Origin of the sequence: Streptomyces sp. NPDC048734, from assembly GCF_043198675.1 — a bacterium.
In the GTDB taxonomy this organism is placed as follows: Bacteria; Actinomycetota; Actinomycetes; order Streptomycetales; family Streptomycetaceae; genus Streptomyces.
Map to the genome: position 1 here is coordinate 39,002 of NZ_JBICUZ010000010.1, position 18,343 is coordinate 57,344.

Consider the following 18,343-nt stretch of genomic DNA (forward strand, 5'->3'; position numbering starts at 1 on the left):
TCGCCGCCTCAGCGATGGTGGTCTCGGCGGCTCTGGCCCTGTCGGCCCTGCCGGCCACCAGCGCGGCCGCTGACGACACCAGGCTCACCTCGGTCTGGGGCCCGGAGAGCCCCGATTTCGCGATGCCAGCGGTGAAGGTCGGCCCGAACAGGCCGGTGAAATCAGAACCGTCGCTGAATCCGACCGACGAGGCGTACGTGCCCTGGCTGCGCGAGCAACGCGCCCATGCCAAGGATGCACCCGCGAAGAGGTCCGGGTCCTCCGGTGTCACGGCAGGCACCTCGGCGCTGAGTATCGTCCCGGAGGGGCAGGGCGATGTGCCCTGGCACCGCTACACCAGCTTCGCGATCACCAACGCGCTGACGGCGAGGATCGACTACTCGACCGGCAACCTGATGCTGACGGCGACCGACTTCGACGTCGCCGGGGTGGGGCAGCGCCTGATGCTGGCGCGGACCTACAACTCGCTGGACGCGCCGTGGGGGAAGGTCTCCCAGCGCTGGTGGCAGCAGTACGAGCGCTACCTGTCCATCGCCTCCACCGAGGTGATCTTCTACGACGCCTCCGGCGGCACGGTCCGCTTCACGAAGGAGAGCGACGGCTCCTTCACCACCCCGAAGGGCTACTCCGAGGACCTGAAGAAGAACTCCGACGGCACCTACACCCTGACGAAGTGGAAGTCGGGGTCGAAGGAGACGTACGACCAGTACGGCACCCTGACGAAGGTCACAGACCGCAACAAGGGCACGATCACCGTCACCCAGCACGACGAGGGCGGCGAGCACAAGGGCTTCAAGCTGACCGAGACCCGCTCGGGCCGCTGGATCGACCTGGTCAAGACGTACGCCTCCCAGTGGCAGGCCAAGGACCACACCGGCCGCACCTCGGTGTTCAACCTCGACGCGGACGGCAACCTGGCCACCACCACCGACACTGAGGGCAAGACGGTCACCTTCCGCCACGACACCTCCGGCCGCATCGACAAGATCACCACCGCCGAGGGCCGAGTGACGGTCTTCACCTACGACGACGCCAATCGCGTCACCTCCATGCTGCGCGGCACCGGCTTCGACAGCGGCGGCCACACCGGCCCGACCTGGACCTACGCCTACAGTGCAGCCTCCCCGACGGCCGCCGGCACCACCACCGCCACCGACCCCGAGCTGCACGCCACCAAGTACACGCACGACGGCGACGGTCAGGTCACCGAGGTGGAGGACGCGCTGAAGCACAAGCGCTCCACCAAGTTCGACGCCAACCACAACATCGACAGCGCCACTGACGCGATGGGCTCGGGCACCACCCCGGGCAACGTCACCGAGTACGGCTTCGACGACCGCAACAACCTCAAGACCGTCACCCTGCCCACGGGGGGCGCGACGGTCAACCACTGGCAGATTGTCGCCGGTGGGGACGTGCCCCAGGACTCCACCAACCCCGACGGCGAGAAGACCGCCTTCACCTACGACACGGCCGGCAACACCAAGTCGGTCGCCCAGACCGGCACCGGCGGCGGCACCGTCTCCTACGACTACAACCCGGCCACCCCCGCTTGCGGCGGCTTCGAAGGCCAGCGCTGCGCGCAGAAGACGAAGATGACGTCCGACAAGACGGTACGGACGGACTTCCACTACGACGCCAAGGGCAACCTCGAATGGGCCCAGGCACCGTCACCGCTGGGCAGGACCACCTACACCTACGACGCCCTGGGCCGCACCAGGACCGTCACCGACGCCCGCGGCGTCACCAAGACGTACACGTACGACAACCTCGACCGCATCCGCACCGTCACCTCACCGGACACGGTGAAGGTCGAGTACTGGTACGACGGCGACGGCAACCTCGTCCAGCGCTCGGACGGCACCGGCACCATCAAGTACGACTTCGACCCGCTGCAGCGCGAAACGGTCCGCCACCTCCAGGACGGCTCCCAGACCCTGCTCGCCTACACGGCGGCGGGCAACGTCGACCACTACCGGGACCCGGCCGGCACGGTCGACTACACCTGGAACGACGTCAACAAGCTCACCGAGCTGAAGGACCCGCAGGGCCGCACCACGACGTACACGTACAACAACAACGACGTTCGCAAGACCACGACCTACCCCGGCGGCACGGTCCAGACGGTCGACGTGGACAAGTCCAGCCGCCCAGAGTCCATCAAGGTGACCTCCCCGCAGGGCACTCTGGCCGACCTCGCCTACACCTACGGCTACGGCGCCGACGGCAAGACCGACGGTTCCAAGATCCGCACCTCCACGGACAACGTCCGCGGCGCGAAGCGCACGCACACCTACGACGGGGCGGGCCGCTTCTCCTACGCCAAGGAGGAGAAGGCCGGCAGCATCACGGACTCCTGGCAGTACTGCTACGACCTGGCCGGCAACCTCACCTCCCAGGGCACCGAGCAGGGCTGCCCGCGCGGCACCACCTACACCTACAACGACGCCCAGCAGCTCACGGCCAAGTCCAGCACCAGCGGAGCCTGGTCCTACGACAAGGTCGGCAACGAGACCGCCGGCGCCTCCACCGACGACTACGCCCGCACGGGGGAGTCATACACGGACCACTCCCAACTGACGTCGATCACCGTGGGCGGCAAGACGTACGCGGGCCAGTACGGCTCCACCGACCAGAGCGAACGCGTCCGCCTCGGTGACACGTTCTTCCACAACGGCCCGTTCGGCCTCTCGGCCACGTCGACCGCCGGGGTGGACATGGGCTTCAACCGGGAACCCGGGGGCACGTTGAACTCCATGACGACCGGGGGCAAGACCTACTACTACCTCACCGACGCCATCGGCTCCGTAATCGGACTGGTGGACGTGGACGGCAACAAGGTCGACAGCTACACCTACAGCCCCCGCGGCGTGCGCATCCTCGCGCAGTCGACGGAACCGGTCGCCCAGCCCTACCGCTTCGCCGGCAACTACCAGGACCCCACCGGGCTGTACCACCTGCAGGCGCGCTACTACGACGCCAACATCGGCCGCTTCACCCAGCCCGACCCCTCCGGCCAGGAGAAGAACCCCTACCTCTACGCCGAGGGCGACCCCGTCAACCGCATCGACCCTGACGGACTGTTCAGTTTCTCGGACGTCATCGACGTCGGCAGCCGTGTTGTTGGGGATGCCGCCGGTTGCCTTGCCGGAGTTGGTGCGGCGTCCGAAACCGGTATTACCCAGGCCGCAACCGTGTTCTTCGGGCCGGCCGGAACCGTTGGGTCGGTCGTCACTTCCTGCGCCGTCGGTGTAGCGGCAGCAGAGATGAACGCGGACATTCTGAGTTACGGATGAAGCCTTGAACGCTGAGAAACAGCGATCGCCCTCCGGACGGAGACCTTTCCGGTCTCCGTCCGGAGGGCACGACCTGACAGACCTACGAGGAGAAGGCCATGCCGGCGCGACCTGAAACGAAATTGACGATCTTCATCATCGTGGCGGCGGTCTTCGGAGTGATCGCCATCATCTGGGGTTTTAGTTCAGGGAATTACGTGATGCTCGCGGCCGGTGCCGTCGCGGCCACCGGGGCACTCAGTTTCGCTGTGGCGATGACGCGCCGTATGAAGTCATGAAGGTGACTTTGCCTGCCGTAATACACGCGGTAGCCGCGACCTGGTCGGCGCTGTGGACGCCTTCCCCGCCTACAGCGCTCGCCGACCGCCACGACAAGGACGGTCTGGTCTGCCGGCCCGACCACCGGCTGCCCGACCGCATCCAGGAACTCGCCACACCCCACTGACCAGGCACCGGCAGAAGAAAGCCCGGCAGGGACGAAGAGTTCCACGCCCGACCACCCCACCAGACTTCAGCATCACCGCCATGAACGAGCCTGACCGCCCCGCCCCCGCCGCGCGGGCTCCCGGCCGCTTCGGCCGGACATATGCCTGGATCCGCCGCCGCGACGCCCTCATCTCCAGCGCCCTGCGCGGCGCCGCCTGCAGCTCCGGCGCCGGCGCCATCGGGCTCCTCTCCTGGTGGCTGCGCCGCGCGATCTGAAGCCGCCACCAGAAGCAGCCCCGGCCAGGTCCGCTCCCCCGCCGAAGGAAGGGCGGACCTGGCCGCGTCAGTGGACAGAAGGCTTCCCCCCGGGGGGAGGGCGGGGATCGCCGGAAAACCGGCTGGAGTGGCCGGTGACCGTCAGGACCGCGGGAGGCTGGGCAGGAAGCCGGAGACCGGGACAGCGCCCGGTGGCGAGCGGGACGATATGACGAGGCGGCCCGGCGACGGGCCCGAGGAGGGGACGCGATGACGGCACCCGAAACACCCGGTGGGGCCGAGGCCGAGCAGGTCAACGCCGCGATGTGGCACACCTACGGAGCGCACCACCTCGCCCGGGCCACGCCCCTGCCCGAGGTGGACGAGATCGCCTGGGGCCCGGCGGGAACAGGGCCGGGAGACGCTGTCCTCGGCGACCTGCGGGGCCTGCGCGTGCTCGACCTGGGCTGCGGCCCGGGCCGGCACGCCGCTCACCTCTCCCGCACCCGTCACGCGGTCGTGGACGCCGTCGACCTCTCCCCGACGCAGATCGAGCGCGCCCGGGCACGCTACGGCGATCTGCCCGGCCTGAGGTTGGTCCAGGCCGACGCCGTCGGGCATCTGCGCGCTTCGGCGCCGTACGACGTGATCTACTCCCTGTCCGCCGTCCACTTCATCGACCCGCACCGGCTGCTGCCCGCTCTGGCTGCGGCCCTGCGGCCCGGCGGACGGCTGTACTTCACCGTGCTGCACACCAACTCGGCCGGAGAAGGCCCTTCGTCGCAGGCGACGTCGCGCCCGGAGATCCTGCGCCTGGCCGGCGGCGGCGAGCTGAGCGGGCAGATGTGGGTGCTCACCACTCAGCTGTGGACGGACCTGCTCGCGCAGCACGGGCTGCGCACCGAGGAGGTCACCGTGCTGGACGCACCTGAGGAGGGCAACCAGGCCTCCTACCGGCTCTTCCAGGTCCGCAGGCCGGCCCGCATCTCCTCTCGTCCCCGTACCGCCCGGCCGCCCGTCGCTCACGCGGCGGCCGGTGTCGGCGCGGTGCTGGTGGGAGCGGACGGTCTGCTGCTCGGCCGCCACCGACGAGGAACTCTCGAGCTGCCCGGCGGCACGGTGGAGCCGGGCGAGTCGCTTCAGGAGACGGTCGTGCGGGAACTGGCCGAGGAGAGCGGCCTGCACGCGGACCCGGCCGATGTGCGCCTGTTGGGCATGCTCCTGGACCAGGTCGGCGACGTCGTGCGGATCACGTTCGGCGCGCTCGTCACGCGGTGGAGCGGCGAGCCCGCCGGCCAGCCGGACGAGCCGGTCGGCGACTGGAGGTGGTGGCCGCTGGACGCGCTGCCGCCGAACCTGTTCGAATGCAGCGCCCAGATCCTCACCGCCTGGCGCCCCGACCTGCCCATCGACCACCCGCCCGCACACTTCACCCCCTTCACGAAGCCGCACGACGCCGGTCAGGACATCACCGGTCAGGCCGGGACATAGATGCCCGTCGCCCGGTGCGCAGGCGTCGACGGGCGCCTTCTGCGCGTTCCGGGCCTGCCGACTCGACGCGGGACAGGTATGGCAGCCCTCAGCTGACCGAACGCCGGCGCGACTTCGGCCTGGCCGGGCACGCCGATGCCGGGCTCCACACACGCCATGTCGTGCAGGTCGCCGTCGCCGTCGCACGATGCGGGATCCACCGGCATCTGCCACACGATCTCGGCCCCTCCCTTCAAGGGTGCAGAAGTGCACGCGCCCCGCCACAGCCGGCATGCTCGCCGCGTCTTCCAGGCGCACCAGGGCGCAGCCCCGCTTCGGCACCGCCCGCAGCGCGGGAGCGTCTGTGCGGCAGGCGATGATCTCGGTTCCGGCGCGGGCACCCGGGCCGGTTTCCTCACGCAGGGCGGAGGCAGCCCGGAGCCAGGATCTGGTGACGGATGAGGCGTACCGGCACCTCGGGCTGTCGGGGAAGCAGGATCACGCCGAGGCGGGCGCGGGTTCCTCCAGGACGACCACGACCATCACGGGGAGATCGGTGTCCTGCTGGACGACACCGGCGGTCAGGGTCCGTCCGTCGAGGATCCACTTGTGGGCCGCGATGAACTCGTCCTTGCCCGCATCCGTCAGGTCGGTCTGGGCGAGGTGGCCGGCGAGGGGGGAGTTTTCGATCTCGGGGAGGAAGGCGGCCAGTTCCTGCTCGCCCTGCTCGTAGACGGCGTCCAGGTCGTCGAAGTAGCCGGACTTCGTCGACGTCGCGGATCCAGACGGCGAACGAGGCACGGACGGCTCCGCTACGGAATTTTTGGGTCCATCCCCGGATGCCGTCTTTGCGCCAGGACGTCTCCACGCCGTCGCGGGGCTTGCCGCCGGGCGTCCACTCCTGGGCGGCGAACTTCTCCGCCGCGCCCTCGACGGTCAGCGGGACCAAGGCCCGGAGTTCGTCAAGCATTGCCGTCACTGCGGCCATGAACGCGTTCCCCCCATGCCGCAGCCGCGGGCGGGAGCGGCGGCGAAGAGGGGATCGAGCCGATCGCCGTCGTTTCCCAGGACACGACAGGCCGCGGCCACCGGTCCTGGGGAAAGCTCCACGAGCCGGACCCCGTCCTCCCGCGCAGGAGAGGCCGGGGCGGTCGCATCGAGGTCTGCGACACCCGCGAAGAAGGCCACCACGTCTTCGGGGATGTCAGCAGGGGCAGCACGGCGCCAGGTCCGGGCGGCGTGTTCGGTCCGTTCACACGGGCACGGTATCCAAGGCCGCCGACAGCGACCCGAACAAGCCGCCCCACCGTATCGCCGACGCCGGCGTGAAGAGACGATGAGCGACTCGGGTGAACGCGGTCACCCTCGTGGATGATCCGCGGGCCGAACCCGGCCCACACTCCCCGTGCAGGCCGCTATCCACGTTCCGTGACCATGATCCTCGCGCGCGCTCTCGCCGCCTCCTGTCTCGCCCTGACGTCACTCACCACCAGCCCTGCGTACGCGGTGGCCGCCGAGCCCGTCGTGCTGCCGCTCACCGACGCCGTCACCGCTCTGCCCCTCGTCGGCGAGTCCCGTGACGGCTACACCCGTGACGCCTTCCGCCACTGGAACTCCGGCGCCGACCCCACCGACGGGTGCACCACCCGCGGCGAGGTCCTCCTCGCCGAGGCCGTCACCGCCCCCGCCGTCGGCGCCCGCTGCGCATTGACCGGCGGCAGCTGGTTCTCCTACTACGACGAGGTCACCGTCACCGACGCCTCCGGTCTCGACATCGACCACATGGTGCCCCTCGCCGAGGCCTGGGACTCCGGCGCCTTCGCCTGGACCGCTGCCCGGCGCGAGGCCTACGCCAACGATCTTGGCCAGGAGAGCAGTCTCGTCGCCGTCACCGCCCGCTCCAACCGCAGCAAGGCCGACCAGGACCCCGCCGGGTGGCTGCCCTCGGCCCCGGACGCGGTGTGCCGGTACGTGGCCGAATGGACCGCAACGAAACTGCGCTGGGACCTCACCGCCGACCAGAGCGAACGCGACAAGCTCACCGAACTCACCACCGGCTGCGGCGACACCACCATCACCTACACCCCCGCCGAGTAGGGTGCCGGCTCACGTGGGGCACTTGGCGGTCGCGGGGTGTGGCTGGCTTGCGGATGCCGGCCGTCGCAGCGCGAGAACCACCGTGGCGGGCATCGCCGTCGCTCTCCTGGCCGGGCTGCCACCCCCGTCTCTCGCCGGTGGCGTAGCCGGCTCGTCCGGGGCGGTGGACGGCGTCAGGCCCGGCAGGCCGGGGACGACGCGAAGAGCCGGTGCTGTCCGGGCAGGGGATCTCACCGGATCAGGGCCGGATCGGGACGGATGGCCTCGGTGGTGTTCTTCGGTCGTCGCGTGATGCCGACGGCCCTTGCAGAGAACTCGGTTGCGCCCTTCGCACGCGGGGGTGCCAGGCGACGGCGTCCGTGCTCCGGCAGCGGTCAGTGACCCCCGTAGGGCTCGCACGCGACGCCGTCGCCGTCACGGTCCAGGTGCGGCCCGTATCCGGGCTCGCCGGCGTGTACCGGCGCGGCGCCCGCGTCCCGTGCCTCGTCGCAATTGTCGTAGTAGACATCCGCACCGGCTGTGTTCGCGGGCGGCTGCGTCGTCACCTCCTCCGTGACCGTTGCCGTGGGAGGCGGCGCCTGTTCTGTGACCGTCTCGGACTGCGTGACCGTTGCCGTCGGCGGTGGCGGCTCGGTGGCCGGGCCCGGCCGCTCCGGCACGTCGGACGCCGAAGGCGTGGACGTTTCCGTGCTGCTGGCCGGTGCGGGCTTTGTGGGCTCGTCGTTACCGGCTCCGCATGCTCCGAGCACCCCGCCGAGCACGATGAATGCAGCCAGCAGCCCCAGCACGACAGTCGCAGCCCGGCCGAACAGCCCGGTGCGCGCCCAGCGTCGTCTCGCGCGCCACAGCGGACCACCACGTCTTGCGCTGCCAGCCATCGCGCCTCCAGCCGACCGGCCCCGCTTCCGAGTGCACCACCTGCTCCACCAGCACGCATCTCGGCGCCGTGGAGCCGCCAGTCACCAAGGCGGGCTGCCGCACCGTCCGGCCGGTCCGCGCCGCATCCGGCGTGATTTCCCCAAGGAGTGCTACGCGAGGGCGGCAGGGATGGCGTTCTCGGTCGTCCAGCCGCCGTCGAAGAGGACGGCGACCAGCTGCGTGTGGGCTTCGGGAAGCTGGCCGACGCGGTCGCCGCGCGGCGCGAGGCCTACGCCAATGACCTCGGCCAGCAAAGCGGCCTCATCGCCGTCACCGCCCGCTCCAACCGCAGCAAGGCCGACCAGGACCCCGCCGGGTGGCTGCCCCCGGCCCCGGATGCGGTGTGCCGGTACGTGGCCGAATGGACCGCGACGAAACTGCGCTGGAACCTCACCACCGACCAGACCGAACACGACCGGCTCACCGAACTCGCCGACGGCTGCGGCGACACCACCGTCACCTACACCCCCGCGGCGTAGGGGCGGCTCACGCGCCGGCCCGGCCGGACGCATCGCGCCGAACAAGCAGAGCCTGTCGATCCTCGTCGGCCGTGTCCACAGAAAATCGGGCAGATCAGGCAGCTTCTCGCAGGGTTCCAGATCTTCTCCGGCCTGGTCGTCGTGCGCGGGTGCGGACCACCACCCCGGCGCTTCACGGGGTGCCGTAACGTCGTTGCCGGTTTCGGTACGCGGACGCGCAGTGGGAGGAATTCTTGGGGCGCTTGTCCGAGGTTCTGGGCAGTGAGGAATTCTGCGTGACAGCGGTCCGCGGGCTGACCCTGGACGAGGTGCTGGATCGGCTTGGCGTGGTTGACCGGGGGAGCTTGCCGAAGTACCGGATCGACAATGTGGCCAAGCACCTGGGCCTGGACGACTGGGCCGTGCGCCTGTACTGCCCCTCCGAATCCGAGTGGGCGTATCTTTTCGATGCGAACGGGCAGAGCGGTGTCGCCCAGAAGGCTCCGGTGCTCAAGCGGCTGTCTGAAGGCACTGAGGCGATCAGTGTGTGGTCTCTCATCGGTTCGACCACACGCATAGCCCATGTCCGCGGCGGGGAGGTCCTCGCGAGGTGCAGCACGTGGATGTTCGAGCCTGCGAGCGGTCCGGCCCCTGACCGTCTCAACCGGGCTCTGGAGCGAGCGGGCTTCTTCCAGGAGGACGAGACCGAGGACGACTTCGATGACGCGCTCGCAGCCCTGGACGCGGTGGAAGACGAGTTCGGCCTGGCGGTGGAGCCAGAGGTGGTTGCTGGGCCGCTGCCGACCGTGGTGGTGCCGGTTCGGCTGGCCTGAACGGCCGGCGGCAGCTGCACGGGACTGCTGCAGGGGTTGGGTGACACCTGACCTGGTTTGCTGAGAGGCGGCCCGGAAGGATGTCGCAGTGCCCAAGCCGTGTCCGAAGGAGTTCCGCGAGGACGTCGTGCCGGTCGCGCGCACCCGTGAGCCCGGTGTCACGCCGGAACAGATCGCCGCCGACTTCGGCGCCCACCCGATCACGCTGTCGAAGTGGCTGCGCCGTGCCGACACCGATGAGGGCGCCACGCCGGCAGCAGCGTCGGGTGAGTCGGCCGAACTGCGCGAGGCCCGCAAGCGCATCCGGCTGCTGGGGCAGGAGAACGGGGTTCTGCGGAGGGCTGCGGCGTATCTGTCACAGGCGAACCTGCCGTCAAAATGATGTACCCGCTCGTCCGCGAGCCGGCCGCCGCCGCTGCCCCTGGCCGCGTACCGGTAGCGATGACGTGCCGGGTGCTCGGCCCGGCCCGCCAGTCCTGCTACCGGTGGCCGGCCTCACCGGTCACCGGCTCCGAGCTCGCCGAGGCATACCGGGCCAACGCCCTGTTCGACGCGCATCGCGACGAGCCCGAGTAGGGATCGGCGGCAGCAGGGGCGTTGCGGACGGTGCCGCTGGCCGGGGAGCTGACCGCGTCACTGATCCACCGGGTCGCGAACCGCTATGGCATGGCGGCTGCGAGCACGCTGCGACTGCGGACGTGCCGTAGCTCTCCGCCTGGCGCGACGGCGGCGTATGGGCCGGTGCGGAGGTGGTGCTCAACGAGGCCGGGTAGGGCGTGCTGGCCGAGCTGGGCGAGGTTCAGCAAGCGGTGCCCGGCACGCTCCGTCCGCGTTTACCGTGGACGATTCCAAAATCAGCACCAGGCGGGAGGCTAGTGCTCTGACCGGGATGGTTCACCGGGTTGTGCTCGGCGGTGAGGGGCCGTGGGCCGGTTGGATGTGGGGACACATCCGGTCTGGTGCATGGAGGCGTGGTGGCAGAGCCGGTCAAAGTCTGCAGACTGACCGACCAGGAGGGGCAGCGGCTGCAGCAGATCGTGCGGCGGAGCAGCACCAGCTCGGTGCGCTACCGGCGGGCGATGATGCTGTTGGCCTCGGCCGGCGGGAATCGCGTGCCGGTGATCGCCCAGCTGGTGGCGGCCGACGAGGACACTGTGCGCGACGTCATTCACCGCTTCAACGAGATCGGCCTGGCCTGTCTGAACCCTCAGTGGGCGGGAGGCCGTCCCCGCCAACTCAGTCCTGAGGATGAGGATTTTGTCGTTCAGACGGCCACCACCCGCCCGGCCAAGCTCGCCCAGCCCTTCACCCGCTGGTCGATCCGCAAGCTCGCCGCATACCTGCGCAGAGTGCACGGGCGGGTGATCCGCATCGGCCGCGAGGCCCTGCGTGTCGACGGTCATGTATTTCCCCATCGCGAGCGTCAGCTTCCCCGCCCAGACGTTCGGCCCGTCGTCACACCATCGTGGTCGTTTCTCGACCGACCGGGGGAGGCGAGGTTCGGTTGATCAGTCCCAGTCGGACGCCGGCTGGTCTACTCGGCCGCCTTTGTGGGGTGTGGGGATGTAGTCGCGAGCACCGCCGGGCAGTGCGGCGACACACGCCGCCGAGCAAGCGTTGACCAGCAGGGGTAGTACGTCAGTGGCCACGCGCAGTGAGATCCACACCTGATGGAGTCCGCGCTGTTCGATCGGGCGGTCGCAGACACTGCAACTGCGGATGGCCGGTGCGCCCCACTTTCGGGGATTCAGGTTTCCCGGATCGAGGTCCGCAACGGAGTCCAGGGAAGGCTGTAGCCGTGGGAACGGCGGTCGCAGCTTGTAGTTGCCGAACAACGCGCGCGTGCTCACCGTGCTGCGGGTCAGCTTCCGACACCGGGTGATCTCGTAGGGGAACCAGTGCAGCCGGTAAGAGGTGTAGGGGGTGAACTCCTCCAGGCTGGTCATGGCCCCGATCTCGGGCGGGATCCGGACCAGATTGCTGCCGTAGAGCACGAGGTGCTTGACCGCCGTCAGCTGGGCGATGCTCGGTGGCAGGGTGATGATCTGCCGCCGCTCTTCCGGGCTGAGCCCGGTTAGGGGGCGAAACTCCTCGCGCTCGTCGGCGGCGGCCTCGTCGATCAGCTCCAGCAGGTGGCACCAGCCTGAAGCTGAGGTGTCCTGCCGTTCGGCATGGAATCCGACTCGGGCGCGCGGATGCGGCCTGGACTGGTCGAAGCACGAGCACGCGTCCTGGCGGGGACCCCGCCGCTCCGGGGCCGGGTCCGATGTGTCGCCCCAGCGGTTCACATTAAGCCCCGGCTCTGCCTCGTCCGTCATGGCGCCAAGATACGGAGGTTGCTGCAGGCCGTCTCAGGATTATCCGGACGGGAGCACAGACGACACCCACCCCCGTGCTCGAACGTTTGGCTGGGGAACCTGATGCTGGTGATGGGGAATTATGTGGAGTTCCATACCCTGCGCTGCCTGCTCGCCCGACGCGGCGTCACCTTCCAGCGGACCAAGACCTGGAAAGAGTCCACCGATCCTGATCGCGATGCCAAGCTGGACCGGATCGAGCACGTCATAGACCATTTCCCTGACCGCGTTTTCGCGTTCGACGAGTTCGGGCCGCTCGGCATACGCCCGACAGGCGGATCCTGCTGGGCCGAGCAGGGCCGGCCCGACCGGGTCCCGGCGACCTACCACCGCACCCACGGCGTGACCTACTTCCACGGCTGCTACTCCATCGGCGACGACACCCTCTGGGGTGTCAACCGCCGGCGCAAGGGCACCACCAACAGCCTGGCAGCGCTCAGGTCCATCCGCGCCGCCCGCCCCGACGGCGCCCCGATCTACGTGATCATGGACAACCTCTCCGCTCACAAGGGCGCCAAGATCCGCCGGTGGGCGTGGAAGAACAACGTCGAGCTGTGTTTCACCCCGACGAACGCCTCCTGGGCCAATCCGATCGAGGCGCACTTCGGGCCGCTGCGGCAGTTCACCCTGGCCAACTCGAACTACCCCAACCACACCGTTCAGACTCGCGAGCTGCACCGTCATCTGCGCTGGCGCAATGCCAACGCCCGCCATCCCGACCTCCTGGCCGCCCAACGCCGCGAACGAGCCCGCATCCGCAGCGAGAAGGGCCTGCGCTAGGGCGGCCGACCGTTGGCCGCGGCCTGAGGCTTCCCGCGATGACGGCCTACTCGGCCATCTCCTCGGGCGAAAGACGAGTGATCTTCTTTCCCGCTTCGGTCTCGACCAGGGTCAACGTGCCGATCCAGTTCCCGTCTTCGGGATACTCCCAGTTGGCCGCGTCTTCGAGAATCGCCGGAAGCTGATCACGAGGCACCAGTTCGCCGGGCTGGAAGCCGGCCTCCCCGGAGGGGGAGGTCCACGGCGCTAGTCGGCGGACCTCGATCCATCCACGGTCGATGAGAGCGAGCAAAATTCCCGCCAGCTCGGAGACCGGTCGGGACTGGTCGGCTTCGTCGAGATCGCCCCAGACACCAGGCAGGATGTCGATCTCGTAGGAATTGACCATGAAGGCTTCTTCAGACTTGGTCAATGTGTCCCACTCTTGCTTGCTCACTCAACAATCGTCGCAGAGCCGGGGGCACGACAGTCTGCTACACCACCGACCAGGCCATCCCAACTCGAGTTCACCCTGACCGCCCGGACCCGGTGAACCTTCGCGGTCACAGCAGTAGCGCGACGCAGGTCGGTGGCGGGTGAGACGGCGTTCAGCTCTGCCGGTCGTGCACCGCGCGTCCACGTGGACAAGCAGGGTGTCTTCGCTGCCCGCACCCTTCAGGCCTGGGCGCTGCGCAGCGTGTTCGCGAGGTGGCAGTCGCGGCTGGTCGTGCATGAGCTGCCGGCCACTGCGGCGGATTCCCGGCTCACCGCGCTGCGTGACGGTCATGGCCGTTGCCCGCAGGAGGGCGTGTGAGGACACGGCCCGGTGGTCACGTCTGGCTTCGTGCTCCTGCAGAAGCGTGTTCTGCTCGTCTCACAACGTCGCTGTCAGTGGCCGATGCGATGATCACCGCCCGTTGGCGTGAGGAGATCACCATGGGCACCTGGGACATCGGCCCGTTCGAGAACGACATGGCCGCAGACTTCGCCTGCACCCTGGACGAGACGGCCCACGACAAGCGCGAGAGTGTTATGCGTGTGACGCTGACCCGCACCATCCATACCCTGGACTATCTCGAGAGCCCCGAAGGGGCAGAAGCTGTCGCTGCCGCCGCTCTCATCGCGGCACAGTGCCCAGGGGGTGAGCCGATCAGCACAAGCTATGGGCCTGACGAGGCCCTCCCGGTCTTCACCGACGATCTTCGGCCGCTTGCGGTTCAGGCCCTCGACCGGGTGGTCGCCGAGGCGTCCGAACTCGCCGAGCTCTGGGACGAAACACCCGATGGACCGACGTGGCGGCAGAGCATCAGCCGCATCCGCGCTGTCCTCGCACCCGAACCCGTGCCCCAGAAAAATCCACTGTCCGATCTGTAGCCGGACACCCCAGCGGTAGAGCAATGGCCAAAAGGTGTGGATCAGTAGCTGCTCACGCTGCCTCGTGGTTGAGGTGGGTGAGCCCTTCGATGGAGCCCAGACGGGTCTGCAGTGCGTGGTCCGGGGTCCGGCTGCTGGTGAGCAACAGCACCTGGGCCGCGGGGTGTTCCGGAGCGTAGAGGCCGTCTTCGCCGTCGTCGCCGGGGATCGGGTTGGGCTGGATCTCGATCCGCCTGTCAGGGCTGCCGGCGAGATGGTAGACGCCCCGGTAGTCGCTGTCGCGTTCGGTGAAGACCAGCCCGAGGCAGTCGGTGACGAGCTGGACCAGCTCGTCGGCGGTGTGGGTGCTGGTGCCGTAGATGTGGTGGTCGGTCATGGTGGATCAGAGCCTATGCCGCAACAGTGGTGGGATGCCCGCCCAGTTGGCCGCGTTCGCAGCGGGCCCCGGCTCGGACGAGGGCGGCGAGGTGCGGTGCATTCACGGTGCTACCGCTGTTGAGCGGTCTCCCGGTGAACCTCGCTGCCCGATGGCCACGGCCGGCGTCGGTGGAATGGCATGTGAGGACACCGCCCGGCGGTCACTTCTGGACGCGCGCCGGGCGCGGCACATCACCTGCGTCGTCTGCGTCGGCAAGGGCGTTCAGGGGGAGGAAGTCCTCCTCGTCGTCGGCCGGTGCCGTGTGCGGGTGGAGGGCGGGCAGGGCGGGGTCGACGCCGTTGGCGATGGCCATCTCCGCGTAACTTCCGTACACCGTCGTGCCGTCGGGAAGGTCGGGCAGGGGCAGGGTGCCGGAGCGCAGCAGGTCCAGGATGTCGGCGTTGGAGTCGGCTCCGGCCAGGAGCCAGCCCGCGCAGAGCAGGGGGCGGGCGGGGGTGCTGGAGTGGCAGCCGAAGCGGCCGTTCGGTGCGCCGGTGCGGTTGCCGGGGGCGGAGTGGACGAAGGCCTGTGCGGGGAACTGGCCCGGGGGTGCGTCGCGGCGCCAGGGGCAGGGTTCCTCGCCTCCGCAGGGGCGGCGGGGCGCGGCCGGCGGCCCGTCGTAGGCGACGCCGGTCACGGCCCAGGTGTCGTCGGCGGGCCGTTGGGCCACCACCCGCGCGCCGGCGCCGCGCGGGGCGGGCTCCGGGCGGGGCCCGGCTGGTGGTTCGGGGACGAGGGTGCGTCCGGCGGCCAGGTGGGTGTTGAGCTGCTGGAGGACCTCCTCGAGCGTGCAGCCGCGCAGGGCCGCCAGCTCGGCAAGGCGTGCGCGTACCCGCCGGTCGTGTGCGCCGGCGCTGCACGGCCGCCTCGTGCGCACGGGCCGCGGCCGCGCCCGGGTCTGCTTCCTCGGCCAGAGCGTGGGCGCAGGAGGTGCAGGGGGTGCCGCACAGCGGCCGTTCGAAGTCGTCCGCGCGCACGGGCAGCGCGCGGCAGGCCATCTGCCAGCGTCCCGGCTGCGTCTGGCGGGCGTGGTGGTCGACGCGGCCGCCGTGCACGCGCAGCGGCCAGGCCTGGCCTGCGGTCGCGGACGTCATGGGTTCCTCCCGGGGCGGACGTGGAGCAGGCGGTCCTCGGTGACGGTGACGGTGCCGGTCAGGGGGCGCACGGCGAGGCGGTAGCCGTCGTTGCCGTCGTGGCAGGTGACGGGAGGCTGCAGGTGCAGGCGGACGTCCTGGCCGGGCCGGGCGAGGGTGTAGCCGCGGTGGCGCCACCAGCGCAGCACCGGGAAATCGCGGGCGGCGACCTTGGCGAGCAGGACGCGGGCGTGGTCGTCGGCGGCCAGGGCGTGCGCGGCGTCCAGCAGGGCGCTGCCCACACCCGTGCGGCGGGCGGGGGCGGCGACGGCGACGAGTTCGATCTCGCGCAGGTCGGCGGCCAGCCGCGCCTGCACGGATCGCCCGAGGTCTTGGTGGGCGGTGATGAGGCGCACGGGCGGCAGCAGGTAGAGCAGACCTGCCGGCTCCGGGCTGTCGGGCAGTTCGGCGACCAGTACCCGGCCGGTGCCGTGGGGGACGCGGATGCGGCCGCCGTCCGCGCAGGCGGCGGACGCGAACTGCGAGGCGTCGTGTTCCTCTTCCCCGGCGGCCAGTGCCATCGGGGCCAGTTTGGCGATCATGTCCCGGTCCGCTGCGCGGGGCGCACGTACCCACGGCCGGCCGGCACCGCCGCCTGGCTGGGTGGCAGGCGCGTCGTCCGTGCGGGTAGCGGTGGTGGGCGTGGCCGGGCCGGTGGGGTGGGCGCTCATGCCGTCTGCCGCACGGCATCACGGCAGGCGGTGCACCAGCGCTGGCCTTTCTCGGTGAGGTCGGCGGGCACCTCGCGGTTCCCGCCGGGCACGCTGATGCCGGGGTCCTCGCACATGATCTCGTGCAGGTCGCAGTCACCGTCGCACGAGGCGGGATCCACCGGCACATGCCACACGATCTCGATCTCCCCCGGGACACGGGAGCGCACCCGCTCCGCCACAGCCAACATGGTCATCTCTCTTTCCGAGCGGGGAGGCAACAGCGAGGATCCGGCACCGTCCGCAGCCTACGGAGCCATGGGAGACTTTCGGGCCGCTTCCGGGCTCTGGGCCGACTGGCCGCTTCCGTCGCTCCCAGGTAGGTCAGGACCGTACCCAGGGGCCGCCCCGGCGCGCATGCACGCACTCCGCAGGCGAAATGTTCGCCATCCATACGCGATTCGTACGGTCGGAGCAATACTAGCGGGGGTTGGTACCAACTAGGTACCATGGGTGGATGCCATCACTGAACGTGTCCTTCTCCGACGAGGAACTCGAGGGCGTGCGTGCTGCTGCCGCCGCCGAGGGCAAGAGCCTGAAGCAGTACCTGCACGATCTCGGTGTGCGCGAGATGCACCGCAAGCGGTTCGTGGCCGGCGCCACCGCCTGGGCCGACCGGCTGCGCGGCGAGTTCGACGAGGCGTTCCCCGACGAGATCCCGCCCGCCCGGCGCGGCGGCGGGACTGCGGCCGCCTGATGATCCTGCACATCGATGTCGCCTGGCTGCTGGACGTCCAGGAGGCCGCCCTCGGGCACGAAGACGTGACGGTGGCGGACTACTCGGCGCTGGTGGCCGCCGTCGCGCGGCACAAGACCAAAATGCCGACGCTGGAGGCGTCCGATCCGGACACCGCCTGGCGCGCGGCCGCGCTGCTGCACACCCTGGTGCGCCTGGAGCCGCTGCCGCACCGCAACAGTCTCTTCGCCGCGTTCGTCGCCGCGCAGTACATGGACCAGTGCGGCGAGGGCATCGATCCGCCCTACGGTGCGCTGTCCGACCTCGTGCGCAAGGTCCGCGACAGCCGCCTGAGCGTCTATGCCGTCGCCGGCGCGCTGCGGTCCTGGCGGATCTGAACCACGCCGCCGCGCGCCGGACGCCCCGGGGGCTGTGGCGGACAGGGGTGCGGCGTCCCTTTTTCTGCGACGAGGTCGGCTCCTTCAGGCTCGTGGCCGGTGAGGAGACCTGATGTGCCGGGGGTCTGAGGCCCTACCGGACGGCGGGAGGGACTTTCGGGTCGAAAAAGCTGGACGGCGTGTCCGGCCGGGAGTCGGGCGTCCGGCGCAGTGCCTGGGCGAGGTCGCGGTGTATGCGGTCGGCTTCGCCGCGCACCTGGGCGGGAATGTCGCCGCGCTCGGCGACGAGGCGGTCGAAGACGGGAGTCTCCTGGAACATGGCGGGAGCTGCTTTCTGTCGGGGCGGCCGGGCGGCACACCGAGGGCGGTGCGGTGGTGACGGCTGCGGGTCGGGACCGAACCGGTTCATCAGGTCGGTGGACAGCTCCTGCGCCCCCTTCTTGAAGCTCTGGTCAAAGTCGGCAGGCAGTCGCGTCCAGGAACGGGGCGTGCCCGGCACCCTACGGCGCGGCACTGACACCGCGGGGCAGATCCGCCAGAGCCGGGCGGTCATCCGGCAGGCGGGGTGTGGGGATGGTCATCGTCCGGCCGCAGAGCACGGGTCCCTGCAGGCGGCTCGTCCCTCTCATGCCGTCGCCACACGCTCGCCGCTCCCCCCGGCCTCCCGGGCAGGCTGTGCATCCTGACGGTCCTCCCCCTCTGCCGCGGGCCAGGGCATCGTGTCCGGCCGGTGATCCGCCGTGGCGGGCCGCCTGCGTCACCAAG

General features: G+C 70.0%; 22 protein-coding genes and 3 pseudogenes. 16 read left to right on the plus strand and 9 right to left on the minus strand.

The features are described 5' to 3' along the window. Positions 1 to 14: 14 nt before the first annotated feature. From ACGFQC_RS24675 to ACGFQC_RS24695, 5 genes are all read left to right on the plus strand, one after another. The gene (locus tag ACGFQC_RS24675) at positions 15 to 3,296 is read left to right on the plus strand and encodes an RHS repeat-associated core domain-containing protein (RefSeq protein ID WP_363091754.1); all 3,282 of its coding nucleotides are present in this window, start codon (positions 15 to 17) and stop codon (positions 3,294 to 3,296) included. A gap of 98 nt (positions 3,297 to 3,394) precedes the next feature. Next, a complete protein-coding gene (locus ACGFQC_RS24680; RefSeq protein ID WP_363091753.1) occupies positions 3,395 to 3,574 on the plus strand; it encodes a hypothetical protein in 180 nt (59 codons plus the stop codon). Between the two features lie 8 nt (positions 3,575 to 3,582). Continuing rightward, positions 3,583 to 3,741 carry a hypothetical protein gene (locus tag ACGFQC_RS24685; RefSeq protein WP_363091752.1) on the plus strand — a complete coding sequence of 53 codons (159 nt, stop codon included), beginning with the start codon at positions 3,583 to 3,585 and terminating at the stop codon, positions 3,739 to 3,741. 80 nt (positions 3,742 to 3,821) lie between these two features. Continuing rightward, entirely contained in the window at positions 3,822 to 3,998 is a 177-nt protein-coding gene (locus ACGFQC_RS24690) for a hypothetical protein (protein ID WP_363091751.1), read from the plus strand. A 249-nt stretch (positions 3,999 to 4,247) separates the two neighbouring features. Next, the gene (locus ACGFQC_RS24695) at positions 4,248 to 5,468 is read left to right on the plus strand and encodes an NUDIX domain-containing protein (protein ID WP_363091750.1); all 1,221 of its coding nucleotides are present in this window, start codon (positions 4,248 to 4,250) and stop codon (positions 5,466 to 5,468) included. A gap of 477 nt (positions 5,469 to 5,945) precedes the next feature. On the opposite strand, the gene ACGFQC_RS24700 is transcribed toward ACGFQC_RS24695, so the two are convergent. Then, entirely contained in the window at positions 5,946 to 6,248 is a 303-nt protein-coding gene (locus tag ACGFQC_RS24700) for a hypothetical protein (protein WP_363091749.1), read from the minus strand. A gap of 633 nt (positions 6,249 to 6,881) precedes the next feature. On the opposite strand from ACGFQC_RS24700, the gene ACGFQC_RS24705 reads away from it, so the two are divergent. Continuing rightward, the gene (locus ACGFQC_RS24705; RefSeq protein WP_363091785.1) at positions 6,882 to 7,544 is read left to right on the plus strand and encodes an HNH endonuclease family protein; all 663 of its coding nucleotides are present in this window, start codon (positions 6,882 to 6,884) and stop codon (positions 7,542 to 7,544) included. 374 nt (positions 7,545 to 7,918) lie between these two features. On the opposite strand, the gene ACGFQC_RS24710 is transcribed toward ACGFQC_RS24705, so the two are convergent. Beyond that, positions 7,919 to 8,422: an excalibur calcium-binding domain-containing protein gene (locus tag ACGFQC_RS24710; RefSeq protein ID WP_363091748.1), complete on the minus strand. Its 504-nt coding sequence runs from the start codon at positions 8,420 to 8,422 to the stop codon at positions 7,919 to 7,921. Between the two features lie 252 nt (positions 8,423 to 8,674). Here ACGFQC_RS24710 and ACGFQC_RS24715 point away from each other — a divergent pair. The 5 genes and pseudogenes from ACGFQC_RS24715 to ACGFQC_RS24735 form a co-directional block, all read left to right on the plus strand. Further along, positions 8,675 to 8,941 (plus strand): annotated as a pseudogene (locus ACGFQC_RS24715) (HNH endonuclease); the annotation flags it as partial. A 242-nt stretch (positions 8,942 to 9,183) separates the two neighbouring features. Continuing rightward, positions 9,184 to 9,753, plus strand: a complete 570-nt coding sequence (locus ACGFQC_RS24720; protein WP_363091747.1) for a DUF6461 domain-containing protein — start codon at positions 9,184 to 9,186, stop codon at positions 9,751 to 9,753. Positions 9,754 to 9,841: 88 nt separating this feature from the next. After that, positions 9,842 to 10,135 (plus strand): transposase, encoded by a 294-nt coding sequence (locus ACGFQC_RS24725; RefSeq protein WP_363091746.1) that lies wholly within the window; start codon positions 9,842 to 9,844, stop codon positions 10,133 to 10,135. Beyond that, positions 10,132 to 10,329, plus strand: coding sequence for a hypothetical protein (locus tag ACGFQC_RS24730; protein WP_393288661.1), 198 nt, complete (start codon positions 10,132 to 10,134; stop codon positions 10,327 to 10,329). Before ACGFQC_RS24725 ends, ACGFQC_RS24730 begins: the two co-directional genes overlap by 4 nt. 398 nt (positions 10,330 to 10,727) lie before the next feature. Continuing rightward, positions 10,728 to 11,144: pseudogene (locus ACGFQC_RS24735) on the plus strand (transposase); the annotation flags it as partial. A gap of 117 nt (positions 11,145 to 11,261) precedes the next feature. Here ACGFQC_RS24735 and ACGFQC_RS24740 read toward each other — a convergent pair. Further along, a complete protein-coding gene (locus tag ACGFQC_RS24740) occupies positions 11,262 to 12,071 on the minus strand; it encodes a leucine-rich repeat domain-containing protein (protein WP_363091744.1) in 810 nt (269 codons plus the stop codon). Positions 12,072 to 12,209: 138 nt separating this feature from the next. On the opposite strand from ACGFQC_RS24740, the pseudogene ACGFQC_RS24745 reads away from it, so the two are divergent. Beyond that, positions 12,210 to 12,890, plus strand: a pseudogene (locus ACGFQC_RS24745) (IS630 family transposase); the annotation flags it as partial. Between the two features lie 46 nt (positions 12,891 to 12,936). Here the strand turns inward: ACGFQC_RS24745 and ACGFQC_RS24750 are convergent. Continuing rightward, complete coding sequence (locus ACGFQC_RS24750) at positions 12,937 to 13,326, minus strand: hypothetical protein (RefSeq protein ID WP_363091743.1); 390 nt, start codon at positions 13,324 to 13,326, stop codon at positions 12,937 to 12,939. Positions 13,327 to 13,509: 183 nt separating this feature from the next. On the opposite strand from ACGFQC_RS24750, the gene ACGFQC_RS24755 reads away from it, so the two are divergent. Together ACGFQC_RS24755 and ACGFQC_RS24760 are read left to right on the plus strand one after the other, a co-directional pair. Next, on the plus strand, positions 13,510 to 13,683 hold the full coding sequence (locus ACGFQC_RS24755) for a hypothetical protein (protein WP_363091742.1): 174 nt from the start codon (positions 13,510 to 13,512) through the stop codon (positions 13,681 to 13,683). A gap of 122 nt (positions 13,684 to 13,805) precedes the next feature. Continuing rightward, a complete protein-coding gene (locus tag ACGFQC_RS24760; protein WP_363091784.1) occupies positions 13,806 to 14,243 on the plus strand; it encodes a DUF4259 domain-containing protein in 438 nt (145 codons plus the stop codon). Between the two features lie 52 nt (positions 14,244 to 14,295). On the opposite strand, the gene ACGFQC_RS24765 is transcribed toward ACGFQC_RS24760, so the two are convergent. The 4 genes from ACGFQC_RS24765 to ACGFQC_RS24780 form a co-directional block, all read right to left on the minus strand. Continuing rightward, positions 14,296 to 14,619 carry a hypothetical protein gene (locus ACGFQC_RS24765; RefSeq protein WP_363091741.1) on the minus strand — a complete coding sequence of 108 codons (324 nt, stop codon included), beginning with the start codon at positions 14,617 to 14,619 and terminating at the stop codon, positions 14,296 to 14,298. Positions 14,620 to 14,821: 202 nt separating this feature from the next. Continuing rightward, a complete protein-coding gene (locus ACGFQC_RS24770) occupies positions 14,822 to 15,538 on the minus strand; it encodes a DUF6283 family protein (protein WP_363091740.1) in 717 nt (238 codons plus the stop codon). 213 nt (positions 15,539 to 15,751) lie between these two features. Next, complete coding sequence (locus ACGFQC_RS24775; RefSeq protein WP_363091739.1) at positions 15,752 to 16,336, minus strand: GNAT family N-acetyltransferase; 585 nt, start codon at positions 16,334 to 16,336, stop codon at positions 15,752 to 15,754. 125 nt (positions 16,337 to 16,461) lie between these two features. After that, the gene (locus ACGFQC_RS24780) at positions 16,462 to 16,701 is read right to left on the minus strand and encodes a hypothetical protein (protein ID WP_363091738.1); all 240 of its coding nucleotides are present in this window, start codon (positions 16,699 to 16,701) and stop codon (positions 16,462 to 16,464) included. 260 nt (positions 16,702 to 16,961) lie between these two features. Between ACGFQC_RS24780 and ACGFQC_RS24785 the strand changes: the two genes are divergently transcribed. Beyond that, entirely contained in the window at positions 16,962 to 17,201 is a 240-nt protein-coding gene (locus tag ACGFQC_RS24785) for a hypothetical protein (protein ID WP_363091737.1), read from the plus strand. Further along, complete coding sequence (locus ACGFQC_RS24790; RefSeq protein ID WP_363091736.1) at positions 17,201 to 17,578, plus strand: toxin Doc; 378 nt, start codon at positions 17,201 to 17,203, stop codon at positions 17,576 to 17,578. The genes ACGFQC_RS24785 and ACGFQC_RS24790 overlap by 1 nt, the downstream gene beginning before the upstream one ends. Before the next feature lie 133 nt (positions 17,579 to 17,711). Here ACGFQC_RS24790 and ACGFQC_RS24795 read toward each other — a convergent pair whose 3' ends face one another. Next, on the minus strand, positions 17,712 to 17,897 hold the full coding sequence (locus ACGFQC_RS24795) for a hypothetical protein (protein WP_363091735.1): 186 nt from the start codon (positions 17,895 to 17,897) through the stop codon (positions 17,712 to 17,714). Between the last annotated feature and the right edge of the window lie 446 nt (positions 17,898 to 18,343).